The organism is Streptococcus sp. UBA4344, from assembly GCF_002393675.1.
Taxonomy (GTDB): Bacteria; Bacillota; Bacilli; order Lactobacillales; family Streptococcaceae; genus Streptococcus; species Streptococcus vicugnae.
In genome coordinates this window covers 48,172-72,401 of sequence record NZ_DGTE01000001.1, presented here as the reverse complement: position 1 = coordinate 72,401, position 24,230 = coordinate 48,172, and the positions used below count along the sequence as shown (strand labels likewise).

The window sequence follows — 24,230 nt, the reverse complement described above, 5'->3', positions numbered from 1 at the left end:
ATTAATATAACATATGCTAGGCAAAAGAGCAACGAAAAAGAGGAGGAAGTTAGCAAAGAAAGACAAAAAACGAACAATAAAAATCTGGAAGAGAATTCTATTGATTAAAATTGACAATAAAAAGTATATTTTATATAATGTGTATACAAAGTATACACAGAAGGAGAGATGTATTATGTCAATTGTAAAAGCAAGAAAAGTCGGCAATTCCATTACTATTACCCTCCCCAAAGAACTAGGCGTGAACATCGGTGAAGAATTTACTCTTGAAAAAGGACGAAATAATGTCATTATGCTTGTTCCCAAGATGACTAATCCTTTTGACGGTATTTCTGATTTACGTATGGACGATGATTTTGAAAGCGTGGCATTGTTAGATCATGAATAACTATATTCCGCAAAAGCAAGATATCATCTGGATTGATTTTAATCCGTCCAAGGGAAAAGAAATTCAAAAACGTCGCCCTGCTCTTGTCATCTCTAGTGATAATTATAATAAACAAACTGGATTTGTCGCTGTTTGTCCAATAACACACGGACAACAAAAATTAAAAGCCAAAGGACTCCTTGTCGAAGTCCAGTCTAAAAAAGTTGACGGTTTTGTTAATCCGTTTCAATTACACACCTTTGATTATAAAGCGCGCCGAGCTGAAAAAATAACAATTTTAGACAACTTTGCTTTTGCCCAAGTCGTACAATTGAATCGCTTTATTTTTGAATAAAAAAACATCTGGGATAGTAAAAAAGCCCCTAAAACAATGACGTTTTAGGGACTTTTTGCTTTTAGGCTAAGTAAGATACCTCTGCTTCAGTACGAATTTTATTGCCGTTTTACTTTTCTAAGATGCTCTTCCAATTTTCTGAAAAGCCAATTGAAGATAGTTCAATGCTATCTTGATATTTGACGAATATCTTATCTAAATTAACAATTGCACTTTGCCAAACTTCACTATCATCAAGTAAATATTTAAGTAATACAAAATTAGCAAATAATCTATTGTTCGTTATTCGGATAGAATGATGTTTTTCTAACTTTGGTGTTTTTTGAAACGTTGTCTCATATAACCTCATATTATGGGCAAGCTTATTTCTCAAAATTCTAAGAGTATCTATCCAACTGTCAAGGGTTTTAGGAGAAACATTAAATTCTCTACTTATATTTTTCCTATCACGACTTGGAATATTTTTATATAAATATTTCAAATTTCCCAAAGTAAAAAGATTCACAGCAACCCATATAGGAAACTGACTACGATATTTTTGAATATGATGTTTTACAAAAGGAACCTCACGATTATTTCTAACGTTACTTTGAAAATCTGCCATAAAGTGACTATGATTTTTGAAATAATTAACGTCAGTGTAAATCAACGGGTCATCAGAATGAGCAATAGCTATATTATAAGCAATTCTGGTCTTCAGTTTTTCTTCTGCTTCTACCATTAAAGCCGTTAAAACATTTCTTATTTCGTTATCAAAATGATAAAGTCTAATTGCTAAATTCATTGAAGTACCTTTTTGATAGATATTACTTTTCTTAAAGGGAAATAGATAACCTGTCAACGTATAATAATTGACATTTCTCAGAGTCTCAATAGCTCTGTCACGATTTTCAATTATCAATCCGCGTTTTTCAAGTATTTCTAATTGCTCCTCAATTGTTTTTGCTTCTTTCATAATTTCTCCATAAAAAAACGACTTAGCACTGGTACGCATTATAAAGAGGCGGTAGCTAAGTCTTAATCATACGTATATGCTATCAGATTAATAAAACTATGTCAAATTTTTACTGCAAATCTCACACCTAAAAAAACGAATAAAAATGAACGATAGTAAGTAGGGAGAGAATTCTATTGATTAAAATCGCAAGAAAAGTAATTTCATATAAATATATATAAAATATACTTAGAAAAGAGCTTAATAGAGCTCATTCAAAAAATTATGATGTATCTTCCTAAACCTAAAAGATATTATAGCTTGTATCAACTCTTACTCTTCAATTTGATGAGTTTTAAAAACGCATTTACCTCGCTTTGAACAGCAAAAAAGCGAGAACATCATTTGTTCTCGATGAAGTATAAATTTTATTACTCGGCACAAGTTGATAAAAAGCGATAAAATTCTCACTTTAAGCATTTATTTTAAACTTTTTACAGCATCTGCCACAACTTTTTGAGTAAAGTAACCATCCTGCAACTTTTGTCCAAGGTTTACTGCATTTTTCTGATAATTAAGATAATCTTGTAGCGTCATTTTATTTAGATGATTTGTAATTTCATAAATTGATGAAACAGTAAAACCAACATCATGTTTTAAAACAAAAGCTGCTTCTGCGGATTCCTCCCAAACAATAACTGGAATGCCTGAGGCTAGATATAATGACAACTTATGAGGATTATTAAATTTAAGATAATTCCCCGTAGCACCACTACATGTCTCAAGACTATCTCCATCCCAAACCAAACCGAATCCAATATTCAATTCATTAGGAATTTGATTAGATGGAAAAGCCCCCTTATATACAACATTAGTGGTATCACTATTTAATTCATAATTGACACCATAAAGATTAACGTTCAAATTTAATAACTGATTAAGTTTATAAACATAAGGTGACTTATTTCTACTTAAATTCCCAGCAACAGTTATAGTTTTATCAAAATTAGAAGTTTCTTTTAAAGATTTATCTGTCAAATAATCAAAAATTTCAAGAACAAACATTTTTGAAGATGGAACTCCATGTTCAATAAACCATTGTTTCATCCTTTCGTTGTGAACAATAAGTATATCAGCCAGTTCTATCATTTGTGAAAATTCATCCTTATAATAGTTTGAATTAAATGATCCTCGCAATTCCCCAACATCATGAACAATCGATATTACTTTAATATTTTTTTTCTTTTTTAAATTTTTTAACTGAGTAAAACGCCCATATTGTTTATGATAAAATGGATTTTGCAGAAATAGAATTGAATCATTTTCTACCTTTTGATATATGATTTTCCATTGGTTAACATAATTCAACTGACGACTTACCTTTTTGATTGGATTTTTATTTCCAGGTATAGTCATTATCTCAAGTGCTTCAACACCTAATTGAGACAAAATCTCAGCTACATCACTAGTTGCCTTAGAACCAGCATGCATTAAAGTTTCTGAAATCTCAACTATCTGATACATTTTTCTATTCATGCTTATTATCTTTTAACATTCTAGACAAAAGTCTTACTGTTTTCCTTTCTTTTAAAATTCTCTCAAACTATATAAAAATCTATTATATTTATGATTTTTACAACTATCTTTTTAATTATTTAAATAATACTTTTTCATAAATCGTCCGTAATTTTTCAGCACCTTGCTTAATATCAAAGCCGCGTTTTTCAAATGATTCCATATCTTTTAATAAAATACGATAATTTAGGATATTTTCAATCTGTTGAGCCCAAGACTTCGCATTTTCATTGATAGATAGAAAATAAAAGTTACTATTTACCTTTGCTAACTCTGGTACAGCATCACTAACAAGACACGGAAGCCCCGAAGCCTGTGCTTCAATATTTACAATTCCAAATCCTTCATATAAAGAAGGGAGAATAAACACATCATATGCTTGTAATAAATCCTTAACATCAGATCGATTGCCTAAAAATTTAATGTGGTCTAACACTCCCTTTTCTTTTGCTTTGTTTACTAATTCATTTTTTAATGGACCATCTCCAATCCAAACAAACTGATAGGATTCGTCCATATTAACAAGCTCTTCCACTATTTTTAAGATAAATAACGGATTTTTTTGCTCTGATAAACGACCAACAGTACCAACTACTTTGGCATGTTCTGATAACCTAAGTTTTTCTCGCATTTTTATACGAGTAGCCTCACTAAATTTATAATCTTTAAGAGATATACCATTTTCTATAATCCTTACATTATCATCGCTCCCAAATAAAAAAGTAGCCGCTACTTTACTACAAGCAATTCTTTCAAGATAAAAGAGCTTTCTTAAATATTTTTTCGAAAGTGATATTAAAATTTTCCCAAATCTATTTTGATACTTACTTTTAGTATTGTGGGCGTGCACCACATAACGATTTATACCTGAAAGCTTCGCTAAAAGAATCCCTTTCGTCGCTTCCCAAGCATCATCTGCGTTAATATGAGCTATAACATATTTTTCTTTCCTTAAATATTTAGTAAGAATAAAAAAGCGCATCAAAAATTTAGAAAGCTTATTTTTTTTATATGGTTCAATAATTATTCGAGCATGGCGCTCTTTTATTTTATCAAAATAAGTAGAATCCTTTACTTTGATTTTTGATAAGAAATCAACCTGGTAGTCTTTAACTAAAGATTCTGTTAAATTCCAGGCAATAACAGATCTACCTCCACGTCCAAAATTTTCAGCCCCTATCATCAAAACCTTAGGTCTATTACTAATATTTTGAGCTTCAACTACATCATTTACAACTTCAATATTAGAATCTAATGATAATTTTTTCATATTTATTTTTCAAATGATCCTTTCTCTGGGAAAATCCCATCTAAGACTTTTACTAAGTTATTTACTTCCATTTCAAAATTATCAGAATTAAAATCATCATTAACACAAATATTCTTATACTTTTTAGATGTTAGTAGTTCTCTCACACGATCCTTATCTCCTATTGAAACATAGGTACCAAAGTTTACATCTTGTGGATAAAACATATTAGTTTCAATATTCCAATATCCCATCAACCAATGATTAACATCTTCTAATGTTCGGAATCTATTCGAAGAAACATTATTAAAGAGTTCTGGCTCAAGACTCCACAATTTCTTGAAAGTTGACTTCAAATGAGGTTGTGAAACATGGATATCCTTGTAGGCAGGAATACCATTTTTTGCTAGTGATAATAGATTAGTTAAATTTGATTTACCATATCGATAGTTAAAAAACTTCAGTGGGTGTTTTTTTAACGACTTTCTATTAAAGAAATACTTATTCATCACCAGAATATTATTCAACTCAATGTGATTAAACTTCTCTAATGGGATGATAAAACGATAAACACCTAGAAGTCTCGGCAAACCATTTTTAAAGTAGTCTTCTGGTTTCAACGGTTGAGTCAAAAAGAAATCGTCATTAAAAATAACAAAATGTTCACTTAATTCTGGGATTCGATGAAGATTAAGCTCAATAACATTTGAATTAAAGGTAGGTAAAAATTCTTTTGGTATATAGTCGCTATGCTTGACCACTCTAAGTTTTGGATGAGAGGTATCTAACCATTCTGGTAAATGCCCTTCGGTTATTAAAAATATTTTATTAACCCATGGTGCAAACTTTTCTATTGATCTGAACCAGTAGTGAAAAGTGTTCATATCTCTAAAGCGATGTTCTGAGTTAAGTGAATTATCTCCAGAATATTTAGCCTTTGAGCGCTGCCAATTCAAATCTGTATTATCTACCCACGTCACAACAAAATCAATCTTAGGTATTTCAACCATTATACTACTCTCCTTCTCCAAGTAATAATTTTTGTACCCTCTTTACTTCAATACTAATTTCAAAATGCTTTTCAATAAATTTCTGAATAATCAAGTCTCCATTTAAGCGCTTATCATTATTTTTAACTGAAAGAAGGACGTCAACCCACGAAGAAATCGGTGCATCTAAATCTAAAAATGTTGTCAAGTCAGTAACATTAACCTTTTTAGTAACACTTGTAGATGTGATAACGGGCAAACCATTTGCTTGAGCTTCTAATGCAGCTATCCCCAATCCTTCAAACCTTGACGGAAAGAAAAATACATCAAAAGTACTCAACCATTCCGAGATATTACTCTGAACACCAGTAAAGATTACCTTATCTCTCAAATTATAATCATTAGTTTTTTTAATTAGCATCTCTTTATCAGGACCATCACCCACTAATATCAATCTTGAATCTTTACTTATATTCTGAAAATCACGGAATACCTCTAACATAAATTCCTGATTCTTTTGATATTGCAAGCGTCCAACATTTCCCAAAACAAAAGTAGATGGTGCAATATTATTTTGATTTCTCAATTTATTTCTTGCTTCTTGATTAAATTTTGATTGAGCAACATCAATGGCATTTGGAATTATTTGTACTTTATCTGTATGTATATCTTCATAAAAAAAGGTTGCAGCACCTTCCGAGCATGCCCAATAATCTGTAGCATAATATTTTAGCAGCATTTGATTTTTCTTATGATAAAATCTTTTTATCGCTCCCTTAACCCCAGTTTCCATATGTTTAGAATTATGACTATGAATAATCCTTCTAGGAATATTATATTTTTTAGCTAACTTAAGATAATCAATATTTGCTAAGTTATTCAAATGTACCCAGATAGCATCATACTTACCTGCATTTTTTTTAAAAAATCGGTGAAGTTCTATTTTATTTTTTAATGGTGACTTTCCAAATGAAGGAATATGATACATTTTACAGTTCATTAATTCGAAAATATCTTCGTAAGCAATATTATTCATCGTATTGGATAAAAAATCAAACTGAAGCTTTGTTTTATCAAACTTTTGTAAATAGTTTAGTACAAAACTCTCCATGCCACCAGGATTTTCTGTCATTCCTACAATAAGTACTTTTAGCAAATTATTCTCCTTTGACTCTGTTAACTTCTATTTAAGAAACGTCTATATAACCCTGTTAATATATCTGCATTTTTTATAATATCATATTTAGGATCTAAAACAACCTCCTCACTTCTTTTACTAATATCAATTCTTGCAATAACTTCACACCACATCTCAACACCTTGTTTCAAATCTAAATGAACAATATTAGCAGAAATATCTGCATCTTCTGGCACTCCTGTCGAGGTTACACAGAATAGCCCATTAGCCTGTGCCTCCAAAATAGAGATTCCCAACCCCTCATATATAGATGGAAAAACAAATAAGTCAAATACTTGCAACAGTTCTGGAATATCATTTCTATCTCCAAGAAATTTAACTTTTTCGCTCAAATCATGCTTTATAACTTTTTTTTCTAATAACTCTCTATCCTCACCGCCACCAACCAGCACTAATTTATAATTTGGATTTTGAAGAGACAATTTTTCGAGTATACTTAATAGAAAGATTTGATTCTTTTGCGAAGTAAGTCTACCGGTGTGACCAATTACAATATCTGTTTTTAAAAAGCCAAATTTTTTACGTAATGCTACGCGACGATCACCGTCGAAAATATACGCACTATAATCAATTGCATTTCTAACTATATCATACTGATGATTTGGAAATAGAAAATCTCCAGCTAAAGCTGTGCAAGCCATACAGTGATTAGCATATTTTTTCCCAACTGCTAAAAGTGGAATATTCCTAAGTGAATGTATCAAAGTATCAGCTGCCTTATTTTGATGACTATGTAAAATTCTAACTGGTACCTTATATTTTTGGGCGTATTTCAAATAAAGAAAAGCCGCATTTGCCATATGACAATGCACAACATCGTATTGATTTTTCGAAAGAATGTCAACATAGTTAGATTTTATGATTGAAAAGTTTTTAGGAGAAAATTTAGGTAAAAGAAAGACCTTTCCTCCAAAATTTTCTACTTCAGAAACATAATCTAAGGCGTTAACATCGTGAGAAAGAATATCTATTTGAAATTCTTTCATATTCAAATGACGTAAATTATTCATTACAAAACTCTCAATTCCGCCTGAATAATTAAATGTAGGCAAAATCATTAATACTCTTATTTGAGAAGCCATCCTACCCTCTCTAATATATGTGATATTTTCTAAATTTAGTTAGTAACTAAAACTTAATGTAACTTAATCTTATAATTTCCAAAATAAAAACTATTATCAAATAATACCGACTTAATAATATATGCTGCAATGAAAATTTTTAATGTATTTATATTTAATATCGTCTCATAAAATCGATTTGAAAATATCAACATGATTAAATCGTTAAATAAAAATGCATACACAAAAAGAGTCATTGTTAACATATTTTTGTGTGAAGATATCCTAATGCTTCTATAAACAGTCGTATAATAAAACGAAATAATCGCTACTAACACACACATCCCAATATAACCAAAATCATATAAAAATTGATAGAAAGTCGTATAAACATTTCCCAATTCGTACGTGCTGTTGTATCTTACAAAAGGAAGATATAATTCTATTGATTGTAAATTATGTTTGGGGAGCCAGTAATTCCAAAATGAAATAAAAGTTTGACTTCCAAAATAATCTTGAACTACAGGAAACTGATATTTTTGAATAAATAAATCTAAATTGTATAAAGGCGCTCCAAGATAGATATACAAATAGTGAAATACATTATACTCGACAGCACGACCATAAAGTGTCAAACTAATTGTAAACAAAGCAACGACAACAATTGAAGCTTGAACAATCTTCCTCAATACCTTTCGCATTTGCTCTCTTGTATATCCTTTATTCAAATTTAGAATATAAAAAAGGAAAAAAATAAATGTTACTAGACGAAATATCGGTGATCTACTTCCTCCCAAATACATTTGACCAACTAGCAAAATGATAACACTAAAATCTAACATTTGAAATGTTTTATTTGAAATAAAGTTTTGAACGATTTTATAAGCAATCAAATATCCAAATGCCTGAGTTATTATCGAAAGATTTGATACAATTCTGGGTAAATTTATATTTAAAGTTGAAAAACGTTTTGAATCAAATTTTATGAGTTTATCATATAGAGCAATCTTCTCGGTCAAACTTGCTCCCCCGAGTCCACTTACTGCCGCAACTTGTCCTAAGCGTCTATACTGAAAGTAAATCACAACAACAAATGATAAAATAGCCAAATAATATACATACTTCGGGACAGCTATTGGTTTATTTACACTCAGATTATCCAAGTAAAAGCCACTAATTTCTCTATGTCTTCGCCCCAAATTAATAAAGTTAAAAATAGTGAATAATAGATATGATATAAACAATATTATTAGTACTTCAACATGGAATTCTAAATTTAAATATGTTAGCGCAAATATATTAAATATTCCTTGAATCAAAAATAACAACGGAAAGATGACAGCAGGATTAAAAAAATCATTCTTAGTCAAAAAGAGGTTTAAAATCACAAAAAACAAAGAAATCAAACAAATACAAACTAAAATCATAACTTTACTTTCCTAACTATTCTAAAAACTCTTCCCATATTTTTTACCTAAAAATTTAGCTTGTAGGAACGCTTTCCCTTTATTCCACAGGTTCACTTTTTCCATGTACATAAATGGAATTTCTTTTGGTTTTATATTTTTTTTGTTCAACCAAACATTGAATAGTAATTCACTGACACGACCATACAAACGAGCTTCAAAAGGACTATAGTTCGACATATCAATAACTTCATAAAGCTTATCTAAAATCGGAAAAAGCCAAGAAAGGTAATCATCAACTAATTCTTTTTTCATGATAAACATATTGAACATATATCCACTGCGTTGTTTCATCACTTTATCGTAAGATTCTAAATAATCAGGAGAAATCTTCGCAATAATTTCACGCGTTTTATCTAAATGACTACCATCAAGAGTATGCGCATAGTGCGAATAAAGTGTCTCAATATAGTACTTACGCTTTTTAGGTACAATAACGTCAGTTTCATCTAACATTTCTTCAACATCATTTTGTGACAAAATAACATCATCAATTTTAATGTCATCAGTATAAGGTTGACTTTTATTAGTAAAATATCGACGGTAATGGACTAAACCAAGATAATCACATTCAAGATTTTTCCACGCCCAATACAATCCTGTCAATTCACAATAATAAGGATTAAGACTAGAAATATTATCTCCAGTGTTATCTCCTATATAACCTAAATCTACCTTCCCTTCACGACCAACATGAAGAGGAAGGTACAGATTAGCATCTTTAGGCATCTGAAACTTTTTATGAGTTGCTACAATTAATTTTACGTTTTTCAAAACACCGTTCCTTAGTATTATTTAATCCAATTCATTCTCTACACATTCCAAAGCTGCTTCGATGACTTTGTGCATGTCATAATAACGATATTGTCCAAGTCGTCCACCAAAAATAACATTTCCTTGCGCATCTGCCAGTTTCTTATATTCTTGATAAAGATTGTTGTTACGATCGTTATTTACTGGGTAGTAAGGTTCATCACCTTTTTCCCAAGTTTTAGGATGCTCTTTAGTAATAATGGTCTTCTCTTGAGTTCCAAATTCAAAGTGTTTATGTTCGATAATACGAGTGTATGGTGTTTCAGAATCTGTGTAGTTAACAACAGCATTTCCTTGATAATTTTCCATATCAAGGAGCTCAGTTTCAAAACGAAGGCTGCGGTATTCTAACTCACCAAGTTGATAATCAAAGAACTGATCAATCATTCCTGTAAAGACAATTTTAGGGAATTCTTTCAAATATTCATCTTTATTATCAAAGAAATCTACGCCAGTTTCGACATCAATATTATCATGCGCTAGCATTTTTTCAATGATTTGTGTATAACCACCGATTGGAATACCCTGGTAAGTATCGTTGAAGTAGTTATTGTCATAAGTCAAACGAACTGGCAAACGGCGAATGATAAAGGCTGGCAATTCTGTACAAGCTTTACCCCATTGTTTCTCAGTATAATCTTTGACAAGCTTTTCGTAAATATCTGTTCCCACAAGTGAAATAGCTTGTTCTTCTAGATTTTCAGGTTCTTTTCCATTAAGAACGGCACGTTGTTCATCAATTTTAGCTTGTGCTTCTGCTGGCGTTACAACTCCCCAAAGTTTATTGAACGTATTCATATTGAAAGGAAGGTTATAAATTTCACCTTTGTAATTAGCAATTGGAGAATTTGTATAGCGATTAAATTCTGCAAATTGATTAATGTAATTCCAAATTTCTTTATTAGAAGTATGGAAAATATGTGCGCCATATTCATGCACTTGAATACCTTCTACTTCCTTAGTATAGATATTCCCTGCAATATGATCACGTTTTTCAATAACTTTAACTTTTTTTCCTTTTTTAGCAGCTTCGTGTGCAAAAATCGCACCGAATAACCCTGAACCGACAACTAAATAATCATAATTTGACATAAAAAATCTCCTATTTTTTCATATAACGTAGTAAGTACGTAGTAAATTCTTCTTTTAGCAACAATCCTACTAAACCGTAAATCAGCCCAAAAATAATAGCCGAAATAACTAATACTATAAAGAGTGAAGAAATATTACTAATAAATAATGTATTTGCTATTAAAACAAGAATAGTAGCTAATAAAGTAGATATGATATTTTTATACAATTTGACATTAGCCACAATTTCTTTCAAAAAATCACGTAATACATAGATTTGATAGCTTGTGACAAAAAATTCAGCAACTAAGGTACCAAAGGCTGCACCTGAGGCTCCAAACCTAGGAATAAAAATGGCATTTATTATTAGATTGACAATTGCACCCAAAGAAACAGATTTTAAAACATCGTTTTCTCTATCCATTGGAACTAATATTTGAATTCCTAATAAATTTGAAATTCCTATTAAGAACAAGGTTGGCATAATAATTTGCATAGGAAGTATTGAACCCGTGTAAGCATCCCCTGACAAAAAGTAAATACCTTCCTTAGCAAAAACTGTAAAATAGACCCACAAAGGGATTGATACAAAACATACAAATTGTAAAGAACGAACGGTTAATTCTTTAAATTCTTTAGTCTTTCCTTCCTTAATGTAAAAAGATAATCTAGGAAGAAGAACAGCTCCCATAGATGTTACCAAACTAACAAGTATTGTTTTTATTTTTACAGCAGCATTATAATATCCTACTGCTTCATCACCCTTCATAAATCCAAGCATTACTGAATCAAGATTAGTATATACAGTAGTTGCAATAGTCATCATAAAAAAACTAAAAATAGGTTTTACATGTTGACTAAGGTTCATATTAGGATACCATTTTAGATTAAGAAAACGTCGTAAGTTAATAAAATTAAAGAAGTTAGATCCGACACTTGCCAGAATAGTAATTGCACCATAAATGATATAGTCGCTTTTTTGATGTACCATCAAGAACATTAAAACAAGTGATACTAATTTCAAAAGAATTGATCTGATAGTGATATAAGAATACTGTTCCAATGCTTTATACAGCCACTCACAGCCAATCAAATTAAAGAATAGAGTAGCAATATTAATCATAAATAGAACCTTATCTTGTGCTATACGAGGTACTAAGATTATGGCAATAATATAGACAAGCAGTGATAATCCCATCGCAACAGAATTTATCACCATAATTTCTTGAACAGTTTTTGATAATTTGTCTCTGTCATTTCTAACTTTTGCGCATGCTCTAATACCATAGGTTGGAATTCCTAACATACCAACCATTGAAAAATATGAAACTATTGAGGTAGCAAAGGCAACTTTACCAGTACCAACAGGCAAAAGCACACGCGATACATACGGAAAAGTTATCAATGGGAAAATAAAATTCGATATAGTCAGAATAAAATTCATGAATATATTTAATTTTACAGAGACTTTTTTCCTATTTTTTTCTACTATCAATTCTATCTACTTCCCTCTCTTTTTAGTACGACTGCAAATGTTTTTGCAATTATCTTGAGGTCTTCTCTGATATTCCATTCTTGAATATATTTCATATCAAGAGCTACCACTTCTTCAAAGTCTGTGATATCACTTCGTCCACTAACTTGCCATAACCCTGTGATCCCTGGTTTTGTCATTAGGCGTTTAAAGTGATGTAATTCATAGTGATGATATTCATCAAGCGTTGGTGGGCGTGTGCCGACAAACGACATTTCTCCCTTCAACACATTCAGAAATTGTGGAAACTCATCTAATGACCAATCTCTTAGTTTGTGTCCAAATGGGAAGATACGAGGGTCATCTTCCATTTTGAACATCAAGTCTGTATCAAGGTCATTTTTGGCAAGTAAGTCTTTTTTACGTTCTTCTGCATCCATATACATACTTCTAAACTTGTAAATCTCAAATACTTTACCATTTCGACCAACACGTTTTTGTTTAAAAATCAATGGTCCTGGTGATTGTTTTTTCACGATTGGTGCGATGATAATCGCAATGATTGCTGTCGCTAAAATTCCAAATAGTGAAATAACGATATCCATTAAACGTTTTAAAACGAGTTGTCTGAATTTGACGATATTAACCGCCGTAGTTACGAAGGTTTGATTGCCAAGTTTTTTAAGGACATTATCACCAACGTAAAATTCAGAGTAATTTCCAATAGCCACTGTTGTGGGAATTCCTAACAATTTCAGACAGTGGGCAATCTCAGCGTGATCTTTCTGATTACCAGTTGTCACAAAAATTTCATCAACTTGATGGTTAGCAACAAAATTACGAATTTCTTTAGCATTTTTTAGAACTGGTTGCTCAACAGCTTGATTATCATAACTACTAATATAAGCTGTTACTTTGTAGTTAAAGCGATTAAGTTCTTTTTCAAGATTATCACCAGTACTAAAATCAGTAACCAAAAGAACATTCTTGGTATCTTCTACACGATTTTTAAATAAAGCTTTAATCAGTATTCGACCAAGGAATACAAATAAAGAAGTTAAGATAAAAATCTGAAGTAAGAAGAAATATGACATTTGTGAGACATCATAAATAAAACGAAATTTACCTAATATCAACACAAATGAAAATAGAACAAGTACTTTGGCGCCATAAGTAATAGCAGCTTTTAGTTCTTGGAGATAACCACGTTCTGAAACAGCTGAATACTCATCACTCATAACTCCCACAATGATAATCAGGAGCCCGAAAATAACAGCAAAAAACTTGCTATCAAAAAAATGGTATGAGTAAAAACCCGATAGAATCAGATAGCTTATCACCAAAGCAACACCATCTGCTAATAGATAATAAATTTTCTTTTTCGAATCTTCGCTATACATGCTCCCTTTTTCCCTATCTAAGGTAGAAGATCAATTATTTTTTACCTCTACCATTTTTTGATGTTTTTGCGGCCTTGCCATAACTTCCATATGAACCATAACCTCCATAGCTACCATATGAACCATACTTATCTAAATGAATATCGTATTTATTCAAAATAACTCCAAGGAAAACTGAACCACTTTGTTCCAATTGTTCTTTAAGTTTTGTAATTGTACGGCGTTTATCAGCTCCAGCTTTTGTTACAAGTAAACTTGCATCTGAATGGTGCGCTAGGATAGCGGCATCGATAACCAAACCAAGTGGTGGTGTGTCAACGATAACATAATCATAGAGCCCACGAACAGTTTCAATCATCGCTTTGAAGTTGTCATTTTGAATCAACGATGTTGGATTTGGTGGAACTTGCCCAGCAGGAATAATCATCAAATTATCAATACTTGTGTCACAAATAACATCTGATAACTCTGCATTTCCAGACAAGAAACTTGTCAACCCTTGATAACGTTCATTAGATTTAAACGTTCCTGACATGACTGAATTACGTGTATCAGCATCAATCAAAAGTGTACGAAATCCTGCACGCGCAAAAGAAATCGCAAGATTGACAGACGTTGTTGATTTTCCTTCGCCAGGTTGAGCTGAAGTCAACGTAATGACTTTTAAATCACGGCCGCTAAATTGAATATTGGTACGGATAGAATTGTAATATTCCTCCATAGATTTAACCATTTGAGCTTTAGCTCTCACTAATTCTAATTGTGGCATTACAATTTCTCCTTATAATTTATCAATATCTGGTACAACTCCTAAAAGTGTCATACCAAGCACTTCTTCGACATCTTCTGGACGACGAACGCGATCATCAAGTACTTCAAGTACAAGAATACTAACAATAGCCAAAAATCCACCAACAAGTGCACCTAAAGCAGCATTGCGCTTGATATTAGGTGATGATGGCTTACTAGCAACCTCAGCCGCTTCAAGTGTTGTTACATCATCTACTTTTGTAACAGCTTTAATCTTTTCAGCAGCTACTTCACGGATAGTATTAGCGATATCTGAAGCTTCCTGTGCATCTGTATCTTCAACAGAGATTGAAATCACACGTGTATCTGTCGGAATGTTAACAGAAATCATCCCTGATAACTCACTGGTTGATAGCGACAAATTTTCTTGATCAATAACAGATGATAAGACCTCATTTGATGTGATAACTTCTTTATAGTCATTAACAAGATAAGAACCTGCTTGTAAATCTTGGTTAGTTAAACTACTATCACTACTTCGACTCACAACATAAATACGAGTTGTAGAAGTATACTTAGGTTTGATTAAAAAGACACTACCAAGCAAAGCCACAGTTCCAACAACCAGTGCAATAAAAATAATGAAAAATTTTCTACTCCAAAGTTTTCTTAGCAAGTAGAGCACATCAATCTCGATACTTGCATTGTCATTTGAATTCATATTAACTCCTATAAATCTTTATTTTCTAATAAGGTTTGGGGATTCCCCTCGAAGAGAGCATAAGCTCTGTTTGCTCCAAAATCTTTTGTAATAATTTCTCTTGCTTCGTCCATAAATGGCGGTCTTGGTCCAAGATTATGCATATCACTTGCGACACAATGAACAAGATTTTTTTCCAAGAAATAACGAGCTCTTTTTTTAAACTGACGATATTTATCGCCAAATAATCTTGGCTTGAGAACATGTGAGCTATTGATTTGCGTGTAACATCCCATGTTAATCAATTCCTTAACACGCTCTTCATTAAACTCAAGCGCATTATAACGTTCAATATGAGCAACGACTGGTGTAATTCCAAGCATAATCACATTGCTAAGCGCTGTATGAATATCTTTCCATGGCGTTGTCATACTAAACTCAATCAATGCAAAACGCGTATTATTCATTCTTGGAATTTGATTGTTTTCAAGTTTTTCAAGAATATCACTACTATAATAAAGTTCACCACCATATAGAATTTCTAATCCTTCATATTTAGCTTCAGCAGCTTCTTTGACTTGGCTAAAATTAGCAAAAATCTTATCTTCTGGTGTTTCAAACATTCCTTTACGACGATGTGACGTTGAGACAATCGTACGTACACCCTGACGATAACTTTCACCAATCAAGGCTAAACTTTCTTCTATAGTAGTTGGTCCGTCATCTACATCAAAAACAATATGTGAATGAATATCAATCATCTACTTACCTTCCATAACATCTTTAATAGCTTGCGATGCACTTGCTACACTAGCATCATCCAACTGAATCATATAAAGACTTGCAGTTGGCATGGCATAAGAAGTCAATTCTCCTGTTGAACCTGTACCAGTTACTTCTTGTGATGTGATGGTAAATTTCTTACCTGAATCAAGCTGTGCATTAGCAAGGCTCATCATTGTATCTAATGACATATCAGTTTGAATAGAATCCTGCAAGGTAGAAATAATTGTTGAGTAATTTGAAATTGAATTTAACGATGTTAATTTATTAACAATAGCTTGAATAACTTTGATTTGATTATTACCACGATCATAGTCGCCATTATCAAGACTATAGCGTTCACGAACAAAAGCAAGTGCTTCCTCACCTGAACTTAAGTTAACATTTCCAACTTCAAATGAATAGTTACTATTAGTATAAGAAGTAAAGGCTTGATCATTATAAACTGTCACACCACCAATAGCATCAATCAGATTCATAAATGATGTGAAGTTGATACGGGCATAATAATCAATATCGATACCATAAAGATTTTCTAGTGTCTTTTCAGATGTTTCAACACCATAGATACCAGCGTGTGTCAGTTTATCGTATTGATCTGCACCGCCGTCTGGAATTTGAACATATGAGTCACGTGGCGTTGTGGTCATCAAAATCTTGTGTGTATTCATATTCACTGTCAAGATGATATTAACATCTGAACGTGAAACGGTCGAAATAGAACCATAGGTATCAATACCACTAATATAAATGTTAAAGACATTAGCGTCAGATGATTTTGCTTCGCTTGAAACACTTTTCTTAATTTTATAGGTATAAATTGTTTTCAAGTTTGATTCGTAATCATCATATGATAGCTCAAGTAAGCTTGAATAAGCACTGTTCAAAACCATTGCTTGACTTGAACCATTAATCAAATTTTCATAAGCAGCTTGATAAGAATCTACTGTTTCTGTCGCTAAATCAACACCTTTGTCAGATTTGATTTGTGAGATTAAGGCATCAATGTTGCTGCCGTCAGCATTAGTCGGTGCTTGAACACTTGATAATTCTGTCACATCTGAAATCGAGCTATCTGCTGGCACCACAACACTCATCTCAATTTCTGAATATGAAGCTGATTCGTTCATATTGTCAGCTACGTCAATCAATGATTTAAAGGCAAAAAGTGAAATAGCTGCGATAATTGAAAAAATAACTAAGAGAACTGTCACAACGATTTTCCCTTTTTTCCGAATTATCAAAACCAAAGATATAAGGAATACAGCAACTAGTAAAACGGTGTAGATAATATTCAGATGACGAAAAGCTAGAATATTATTGGCATACATGAGATAAGTTGCGATTCCCGCTAACAAAGCAAACAACACTAATAAAACACTATTTACTATCGTCTTCGTATCAAAACGAGAATATGAACGTGAACTCTTATGATGTCTTCTATGACGTGAATGTGTAGGCATTTTAAATCTCCGATTCCTATAAGGATATTAACGTTCCTATTTTAGCACTTTTGTAATAGTTTTGCAATTTTATAATTTTCTAAACCTTTACGTTTGTAGGCGCTTCCTAAAGCATTATTTGAGAAATATAAGCGTTTTATTTTAAGAAAAGTAAATCAATCACTAAAATGTTACGTTTTAGTTATCTTTTTGTAATTTTGTTGCTGTATTGTAAACATTCGTTTTTAAAGCAACTCCCATCATAAGAAAACGTCGTCTACTTGCGGGATTTGCGATTTTGAGCTAAACTAAGGCTATGAGAATACAACAATTACATTACATCGTTAAAATCGTGGAAACGGGCAGTATGAATGAAGCTGCCAAGCAACTCTTTATTACTCAACCAAGTTTGTCAAATGCTGTTCGTGATTTGGAACGTGAGATGGGGATTGAAATTTTTATTCGAAATCCTAAAGGAATTACCTTAACAAAAGATGGTGTCGAATTTCTATCTTATGCGCGTCAAATCCTTGAACAGACTGCACTTCTTGAGGAACGTTACAAGAGTAAAAATACCAATCGTGAACTCTTTAGTGTCTCTGCTCAACACTATGCTTTTGTGGTCAATGCTTTCGTTTCTTTACTCAAGGGAACTGATATGTCACGTTATGAACTCTTTCTTCGTGAAACCCGAACATATGAAATCATCGATGACGTCAAAAATTTTCGTTCAGAAATCGGAGTACTATTCTTAAACAGCTATAACCGCGACGTTTTGACTAAGATGTTTGACGACAATCACTTGACTTATACAAGTCTTTTTAAGACACGTCCACACATTTTCGTCAGCAAAAACAACCCGTTAGCTGAGAAAAAACTCGTGACTATGGAAGATCTTGAAGATTTCCCTTACCTAAGCTACGATCAAGGAATTCACAACTCATTCTACTTCTCTGAAGAGATTCTATCTCAAATTCCGCACAAAAAATCAATCGTTGTTAGTGACCGTGCTACACTGTTCAATCTTTTGATTGGTCTTGATGGCTATACCATTGCGACTGGTATCTTAAACAGCAACTTAAACGGAGATGATATTGTATCTATTCCACTTGATGTTGAAGATATGATTGATATTGTCTACATTCGCCACGAAAAAGCTAACCTTTCTAAAATGGGCGAACGTTTCATTGACTATCTTTTGGAAGAAACAACCTTTTAAGAGTATGTAAAAACGCCAATGATTATAAAATCATTGGCGTTTTTGATAAGATATTATGAAAGGTTAATCTTCCAGTTCTGCTATTTCACGTTTAGTCTTGAAAGAATATCACTTTCAAGTCTAATCGGAAATGGAAGCCCCTTTGTTATCACACTTTGAACCAGAAATAAACGAATAGCTGTCGACATATCAAGACCTAGTTCTCGGTAGATTTTTGAAGCTTCATTTCTTAGCTCATCATCGATGTCGATTTTGATTAATGACATACCGCCCACCTCTTTTCTGAATATTCTGATAACTGTATTATAGCACATTTTTTCCGTTGGAAACACTTATTTATCATTTTTTATGGTATGATGTGAGCTTTTTGGCATCTTTTCGTTCCAAATAACCAAAATACCACTTGGAAAATTTCCAAGTGGTATTTTTCAATCCTTCAGTTCTTCTTTAATCATCTCATTAACGCTATCAAAATAGAAATTTTCTTTATCATATTTGACACCAGCATAAATAGCTAAGTCGATGATTTTGTCTAAGAAGGCTTGCGACGAGAAATTTGTTGTTCGGTGTAACTCTTCTTCATCAAAAGGTTTGATGAGGTGAGCTAGAGGATTTCTGACTGATTTTTCAAATTGACGAAGTTCTACGATCAGTTCTTTAATATGCTCTGGAAGCTGACTGTATTGTAAAAGCTCCGCTAAACTACGAGACGTTACCTTTGCATCACGACGAGTGGTTAGGTATTTGTGAAAAATAGCATAATCGCTCTGCTTCATTTCCGCAAAAAGCCAAGTATCATATTGGTCATTCTTGGCATCATGAATAAAGTCCTCAAGATTTGGAATATCACGTTTAGCCAAGCGGTAAAAGAGTCGGTAAAGAATTGGGCTAACAGAGCGCACAAAATCGATAATGTTACCATCTCTGACCTTAGCCTCCAAGTCCATGATGTAATTAGCCAGCTGCTCTTCGCGGTGATGGTTAGCTATTATATCGAAGTCATAGCGACGTAAAATAGCTCGATTTTCAGCTTGATGTGCAAAGGCAAAATCAATATTTAGTTCACGGCGTTCTTTTAGCATTTCTAAAAGATAGCGGCTTTGCGTTGGAAAATTCACTTGCTGCTCTGCTATTTTCCAAGCGTGATTATAAGCATAGACATCCAAAAGGATGCCTATTGTCTCGTAAATCTCCTGCATTAATCAGCAATAAGAGTCTCAAGACCAACTTTCATCATGTCAGTGAAAGTTGTTTGACGTTCTTGAGCCGTTGTGTCTTCGTCAGCAACAAGGCTATCAGAGATTGTCATGATACCAAGCGCTTGAACACCGTGTTTTGCAGCGAGATAGTAAAGAGCAGCAGCTTCCATCTCAACGGCTTTAACACCAAGTTGACCAAGTTTGACGTTGTTTGCAGCAAAGTCTGAGTAAAAAGCATCAACTGACAAGACGCTACCAACATGAGTTGTCATGCCAAGGTCTTGTGCAATGTGATATGCTTTATCAAGCAAAGTGAAGTCAGCGATTTGCGGGAAATCATATTGTGGCCATTCGTTTTTAATCATGCTTGAAGTTGTTGCAGCAGCTTGTGCCAAAACAAGTTCACGCACGTGAACGTCTTTGTTAAGTGAACCTGCTGTTCCAACACGGATTAATTTTTTAACACCGTATGATTGGATTAATTCAGTCGCGTAAATTGAGATTGATGGCATACCCATACCTGTTCCCATAACGCTGACACGATGACCTTTGTAAGTTCCTGTAAAACCAAGCATACCACGAACATTATTAAAGCAGACAGCATCTTCTAAGAAGTTTTCTGCGATGAATTTTGCACGGAGAGGATCTCCTGGAAGTAAGATTTTATCTGCAATTTCGCCTGGTTTGGCTTCGATATGGATTGACATAAAAATTCCTTTCAATACGTTTAAAAATATTATTTATACAAACAGCTACCGCTACCGCAATGAGTAAAACTGGCAAAGCTTGTAAATTTTGCCCTGTAAATGAGACAACTAATCCGACTGCTGTTAAGGGAGCATTCATTGTAATCCCTAAAAAGACACTTAATCCAATTAGCATGGCTGAGTTCATCGAAATATCTGGAAAAGCTAACTGACAAAGCACAGCAAATAGAAATCCTAAAACTGCCCCCATTGAAAACGATGGTGTCAAGGTACCTCCGTATGCGCCATTTTTTAGCGTCAATAAGACAAGACAAGCTTTGATGATAAGAATAGGAATAGCATAAGATACAGCCATGCCATCAAAAACATCTTGCGCCAAAGCTCCGCCATTCCCCAAAATCTCTGGAAAATAGAGGGCAACACTAGCTAAAAGTAAGAAAGTTAAAGGTAACTTCCATAAGATGGCTTCATGAGTCTCTTTGCCAACTTGAGCTTTTTGGGTTAGACGTCGAAAAACTTCTGCAAGAGGGGTAATCAACACAGCTACTAACACTGCCAGCAGACAAGTGGCAAGATTGAGCGAAATTTGGCCACCATGATAAAGTGGTGCATCTGATATAACAAGTCCTGCAATAAGACTAGCAAAAATACTTGTCAGAGACACAGCCATAACATTCATCAATGAGAGCCCAACACCTAAAGTCTCAAAAGCAAAAAAGATGCTAGCAATTGGTACTTGATAAACTGCTGAGAGACCAGCTGAGGCCCCACAAGCAATTGCAAGGCGTCTATCAGGCAAGTTTAAACGCATATAATCAGAAATACGACCTGCTCCAAGTGCCCCAAGCTCTCGTGGCGCTCCTTCTTTTCCAATCGGAGATCCCGCACCAACCGAAGCTACCTGTAAGAGAATATTCATCAAGTGAATCCCTAAAGCTGGACGTTCAGAACATGGATTATCTGCTTTCATCTGAGATTTAACAGAGATAATGCGACGATTTTTTCGTTGCAACATATACCAGATTGACGCTGAAATAATCCCAGCAACAACAATCATTAGAAATTGTCTCTGAGAAATAGCTAGCACTTTTGTCTCTTCACCATGCCCTAAAACAACCTTCTCGACCAATTCTAAGAATTCATGAAGTAAAATACCGCCTAACCCAGCAACAAGACTCGTTGTAAGCAAGACTACTCCAAAACGTAAACAGTAGCTAAAATTTTGAAATCGATTATTTTGTAATGGCATTTAAAAATTGTTCTAAAACATGACTTATTTCAAGTTAGCTAAAAATAGTTAATTTGAAAGTAAGGGCATATAAGGTCCTCAAAAACGAAGACCTCATGTGTTTGTTTTTTGCGTTTCATAGAATAAAATGATTAAAGTTCTGCCAAAACAGCTTTAACAAGTGTTTTGAAATCTTCTTTAATTTGTTGTGTTACAGCAACCACTTCTTCGTGGTTAAGTGAACTTTGGAAACCAGCTGCATGGTTTGTAATAGCAGAAATTCCCAAGACTTTCAAACCAGAGTGTGCGGCAACAATAACTTCTGGAACTGTTGACATACCAACTGCATCAGCACCAAGTGTTTGGAAAGCACGAATTTCAGCAGGTGTTTCGTAACAAGGACCTGATACACCAAGGTAAACACCTTCATCAAGTTTGATACCGATTTTTTCTGCCACTTTATGAGCAATAGCACGATAATCAGCTGTGTAAGCATCTGACATATCTGGGAAACGTGGACCAAAATCATCAAGGTTAGCACCAATCAGTGGATTTTGACCAGTCATGTTGATGTGGTCAGAGATTGCCATCAATGTTCCAGGACCAAAGCCGATTCCACCCGCAGCATTTGTCACGATAAGTCCTTTACAACCAAGAGCTTTCATCACACGAACTGGGAAAGTTACTAATTCCATTGGGTTTCCTTCATAAAAGTGGAAACGACCTTGAAGAGCAAGGACTTTGTGACCACCAAGGTCACCATAAACCAATTGTCCTGCGTGTCCTGCTACTGTTGATTTACCCCAGTTTGGGATTTTTTTATATGGAATAACAACAGCATTTTCAATTTCTTCAGCAAGCTCGCCTAAACCTGAACCAAGGATTAATCCAAATTCTGGAGCATCACAGGCTTGTGACACTAGAAACTGACGAGCTTCTTCAATTTTTTCAATAATGGTAGACATATTTAACCTCTTATACTAATTTATCTAAGAATGATTGACCAATCATTGCTTTTTCAACACCAAAGTTTTCAGCAATTGTTGCTGAGATGTCCGCAAAATGTCCGACTGGCAAGACACCATTTCCTTTGAATGATGGGCTGTAAGCCAAAAGTGGAATATATTCACGTGTGTGGTCTGTTCCTGTGTAAGTTGGATCATTACCGTGGTCAGCAGTAATCAATAGAAGGTCATCTTCCTTCATGTTTTCTAAGATTTCTGGCATACGTTTGTCAAAATCTTCCAAGCAATCACGGTAACCTTGAGCGTTACGACGGTGACCATACATCGCGTCGAAGTCCACTAGGTTTGTAAATGACAAACCTTTTGTGAATTCAGGCAACTGCATTGTTTTAAGAAGAGTATCAACACCGTGCATGTTTGATTTATTGTGCCCCATATCATTTGTGATACCTGAACCGTTGAAGATATCATTGATTTTACCAACGCCGTAAGTTGGTACACCAGCGTCAGCTAATTTGTTAAGAACAGTTGGTCCAAATGGCGACAATGCATAGTCACGACGGTTAGCTGTACGTGTGAAGTTTCCAGGTTCTCCAACGTATGGACGTGCAATGATACGACCTAGAAGTGCTGGACGTTCTAGTGTGATTGAACGTGCGTATTCACAGATTTTGTAAAGTTCTTCTACTGGGATAACGTCTTCGTGGGCTGCGATTTGAAGAACTGGGTCAGCTGATGTGTAGATAATCAATTCGCCAGTTTCCATTTGACGTGGTCCAAAATCATCAATAACTGCTGTTCCTGAATATGGCTTATTAGCTTCACGAATGACTTTACGACCTGAAAATTCTTCAATTTTTGTCAAAATGTCTTCTGGGAATCCACCAAGGAAAGTATCAAATGGTTCTGTAATATTAAGTCCCATAATTTCCCAGTGACCAGTCATTGTGTCTTTACCAAGTGACACTTCTTCAAGTTTAGTTGCATAACCTGTTGGTTGAGCTTCAGCTGGAACAGTTTTTAAAGGTGTTTCACGCGGAATGTTTCCAAGACCGATTTTAGCCATGTTTGGAACGTTAAGTCCGACTGTTTTTGAAATGTGACCAAGTGTGTCTGACGCACCATCAGGAACACCAGCATTGACAAAGTTATTGGCATCTGGTGCTGCACCAATTCCGACTGAATCAAGCACAACAAGGTGAATACGATTAAATGTTGACATATTTTTCCTACTCTAGGGTGGTTACGGTTGGCACCCAAAACCTCCTAATCATTATCTTAGCAA

Annotated in this window: 24 protein-coding genes; 3 read left to right on the top strand and 21 right to left on the bottom strand. The window is 33.8% G+C overall.

Annotation, left to right across the window (positions count from 1 at the left end; all coding sequences use genetic code 11):
• The first annotated feature begins 175 nt into the window (after positions 1–175).
• Complete coding sequence (mazE, locus tag B4D49_RS00345) at positions 176–388, top strand: type II toxin-antitoxin system PemI/MazE family antitoxin (protein ID WP_014620101.1); 213 nt, start codon at positions 176–178, stop codon at positions 386–388.
• On the top strand, positions 378–722 hold the full coding sequence (locus B4D49_RS00340; RefSeq protein WP_081341195.1) for a type II toxin-antitoxin system PemK/MazF family toxin: 345 nt from the start codon (positions 378–380) through the stop codon (positions 720–722). The genes mazE and B4D49_RS00340 overlap by 11 nt, the downstream gene beginning before the upstream one ends.
• 109 nt (positions 723–831) lie before the next feature.
• Here the strand turns inward: B4D49_RS00340 and B4D49_RS00335 are convergent, their stop codons facing one another.
• From B4D49_RS00335 to B4D49_RS00265, 15 genes are all read right to left on the bottom strand, one after another.
• On the bottom strand, positions 832–1,677 hold the full coding sequence (locus B4D49_RS00335; RefSeq protein ID WP_286782849.1) for an Abi family protein: 846 nt from the start codon (positions 1,675–1,677) through the stop codon (positions 832–834).
• A gap of 459 nt (positions 1,678–2,136) precedes the next feature.
• Positions 2,137–3,192: a sugar transferase gene (locus B4D49_RS00330; RefSeq protein WP_074580853.1), complete on the bottom strand. Its 1,056-nt coding sequence runs from the start codon at positions 3,190–3,192 to the stop codon at positions 2,137–2,139.
• Positions 3,193–3,307: 115 nt separating this feature from the next.
• Positions 3,308–4,501, bottom strand: a complete 1,194-nt coding sequence (locus tag B4D49_RS00325; RefSeq protein WP_081341193.1) for a glycosyltransferase — start codon at positions 4,499–4,501, stop codon at positions 3,308–3,310.
• A 2-nt stretch (positions 4,502–4,503) separates the two neighbouring features.
• Positions 4,504–5,481 (bottom strand): Stealth CR1 domain-containing protein, encoded by a 978-nt coding sequence (locus B4D49_RS00320; RefSeq protein WP_074581090.1) that lies wholly within the window; start codon positions 5,479–5,481, stop codon positions 4,504–4,506.
• A gap of 13 nt (positions 5,482–5,494) precedes the next feature.
• Positions 5,495–6,625: a glycosyltransferase family 1 protein gene (locus tag B4D49_RS00315; RefSeq protein WP_286782848.1), complete on the bottom strand. Its 1,131-nt coding sequence runs from the start codon at positions 6,623–6,625 to the stop codon at positions 5,495–5,497.
• A gap of 20 nt (positions 6,626–6,645) precedes the next feature.
• Positions 6,646–7,749: a glycosyltransferase gene (locus B4D49_RS00310; protein WP_286782847.1), complete on the bottom strand. Its 1,104-nt coding sequence runs from the start codon at positions 7,747–7,749 to the stop codon at positions 6,646–6,648.
• A 53-nt stretch (positions 7,750–7,802) separates the two neighbouring features.
• Entirely contained in the window at positions 7,803–9,155 is a 1,353-nt protein-coding gene (locus tag B4D49_RS00305) for an O-antigen polymerase (RefSeq protein WP_074580850.1), read from the bottom strand.
• A gap of 21 nt (positions 9,156–9,176) precedes the next feature.
• Positions 9,177–9,968 (bottom strand): DUF4422 domain-containing protein, encoded by a 792-nt coding sequence (locus B4D49_RS00300; protein ID WP_074580849.1) that lies wholly within the window; start codon positions 9,966–9,968, stop codon positions 9,177–9,179.
• A gap of 21 nt (positions 9,969–9,989) precedes the next feature.
• On the bottom strand, positions 9,990–11,099 hold the full coding sequence (gene glf / locus B4D49_RS00295) for a UDP-galactopyranose mutase (RefSeq protein WP_074580848.1): 1,110 nt from the start codon (positions 11,097–11,099) through the stop codon (positions 9,990–9,992).
• A 10-nt stretch (positions 11,100–11,109) separates the two neighbouring features.
• On the bottom strand, positions 11,110–12,522 hold the full coding sequence (locus B4D49_RS00290; RefSeq protein WP_286782859.1) for a flippase: 1,413 nt from the start codon (positions 12,520–12,522) through the stop codon (positions 11,110–11,112).
• A 53-nt stretch (positions 12,523–12,575) separates the two neighbouring features.
• Entirely contained in the window at positions 12,576–13,952 is a 1,377-nt protein-coding gene (locus tag B4D49_RS00285; RefSeq protein ID WP_074580847.1) for a sugar transferase, read from the bottom strand.
• A 34-nt stretch (positions 13,953–13,986) separates the two neighbouring features.
• Positions 13,987–14,721 carry a tyrosine-protein kinase gene (locus B4D49_RS00280; protein WP_074580846.1) on the bottom strand — a complete coding sequence of 245 codons (735 nt, stop codon included), beginning with the start codon at positions 14,719–14,721 and terminating at the stop codon, positions 13,987–13,989.
• A gap of 12 nt (positions 14,722–14,733) precedes the next feature.
• On the bottom strand, positions 14,734–15,423 hold the full coding sequence (locus B4D49_RS00275; protein ID WP_074580845.1) for a Wzz/FepE/Etk N-terminal domain-containing protein: 690 nt from the start codon (positions 15,421–15,423) through the stop codon (positions 14,734–14,736).
• Between the two features lie 8 nt (positions 15,424–15,431).
• A complete protein-coding gene (gene cps4B, locus B4D49_RS00270) occupies positions 15,432–16,163 on the bottom strand; it encodes a capsular polysaccharide biosynthesis protein Cps4B (RefSeq protein WP_074580844.1) in 732 nt (243 codons plus the stop codon).
• Complete coding sequence (locus B4D49_RS00265; RefSeq protein WP_286782846.1) at positions 16,164–17,648, bottom strand: LCP family protein; 1,485 nt, start codon at positions 17,646–17,648, stop codon at positions 16,164–16,166.
• Positions 17,649–17,943: 295 nt separating this feature from the next.
• Between B4D49_RS00265 and B4D49_RS00260 the strand changes: the two genes are divergently transcribed.
• Complete coding sequence (locus B4D49_RS00260) at positions 17,944–18,846, top strand: LysR family transcriptional regulator (RefSeq protein WP_074482092.1); 903 nt, start codon at positions 17,944–17,946, stop codon at positions 18,844–18,846.
• Between the two features lie 80 nt (positions 18,847–18,926).
• Here the strand turns inward: B4D49_RS00260 and B4D49_RS00255 are convergent, their stop codons facing one another.
• From B4D49_RS00255 to B4D49_RS00230, 6 genes are all read right to left on the bottom strand, one after another.
• Entirely contained in the window at positions 18,927–19,112 is a 186-nt protein-coding gene (locus B4D49_RS00255) for a type II toxin-antitoxin system RelB/DinJ family antitoxin (RefSeq protein ID WP_132868797.1), read from the bottom strand.
• Positions 19,113–19,274: 162 nt separating this feature from the next.
• Positions 19,275–20,045 carry a LytR family transcriptional regulator gene (locus B4D49_RS00250; protein ID WP_286782845.1) on the bottom strand — a complete coding sequence of 257 codons (771 nt, stop codon included), beginning with the start codon at positions 20,043–20,045 and terminating at the stop codon, positions 19,275–19,277.
• On the bottom strand, positions 20,045–20,752 hold the full coding sequence (gene deoD / locus B4D49_RS00245) for a purine-nucleoside phosphorylase (RefSeq protein WP_286782844.1): 708 nt from the start codon (positions 20,750–20,752) through the stop codon (positions 20,045–20,047). Before deoD ends, B4D49_RS00250 begins: the two co-directional genes overlap by 1 nt.
• Positions 20,709–21,941 (bottom strand): chloride channel protein, encoded by a 1,233-nt coding sequence (locus tag B4D49_RS00240; RefSeq protein WP_286782843.1) that lies wholly within the window; start codon positions 21,939–21,941, stop codon positions 20,709–20,711. Before B4D49_RS00240 ends, deoD begins: the two co-directional genes overlap by 44 nt.
• Before the next feature lie 191 nt (positions 21,942–22,132).
• Entirely contained in the window at positions 22,133–22,945 is an 813-nt protein-coding gene (locus B4D49_RS00235) for a purine-nucleoside phosphorylase (RefSeq protein ID WP_286782842.1), read from the bottom strand.
• 10 nt (positions 22,946–22,955) lie between these two features.
• Complete coding sequence (locus B4D49_RS00230; RefSeq protein WP_286782841.1) at positions 22,956–24,167, bottom strand: phosphopentomutase; 1,212 nt, start codon at positions 24,165–24,167, stop codon at positions 22,956–22,958.
• Positions 24,168–24,230 lie beyond the last annotated feature (63 nt).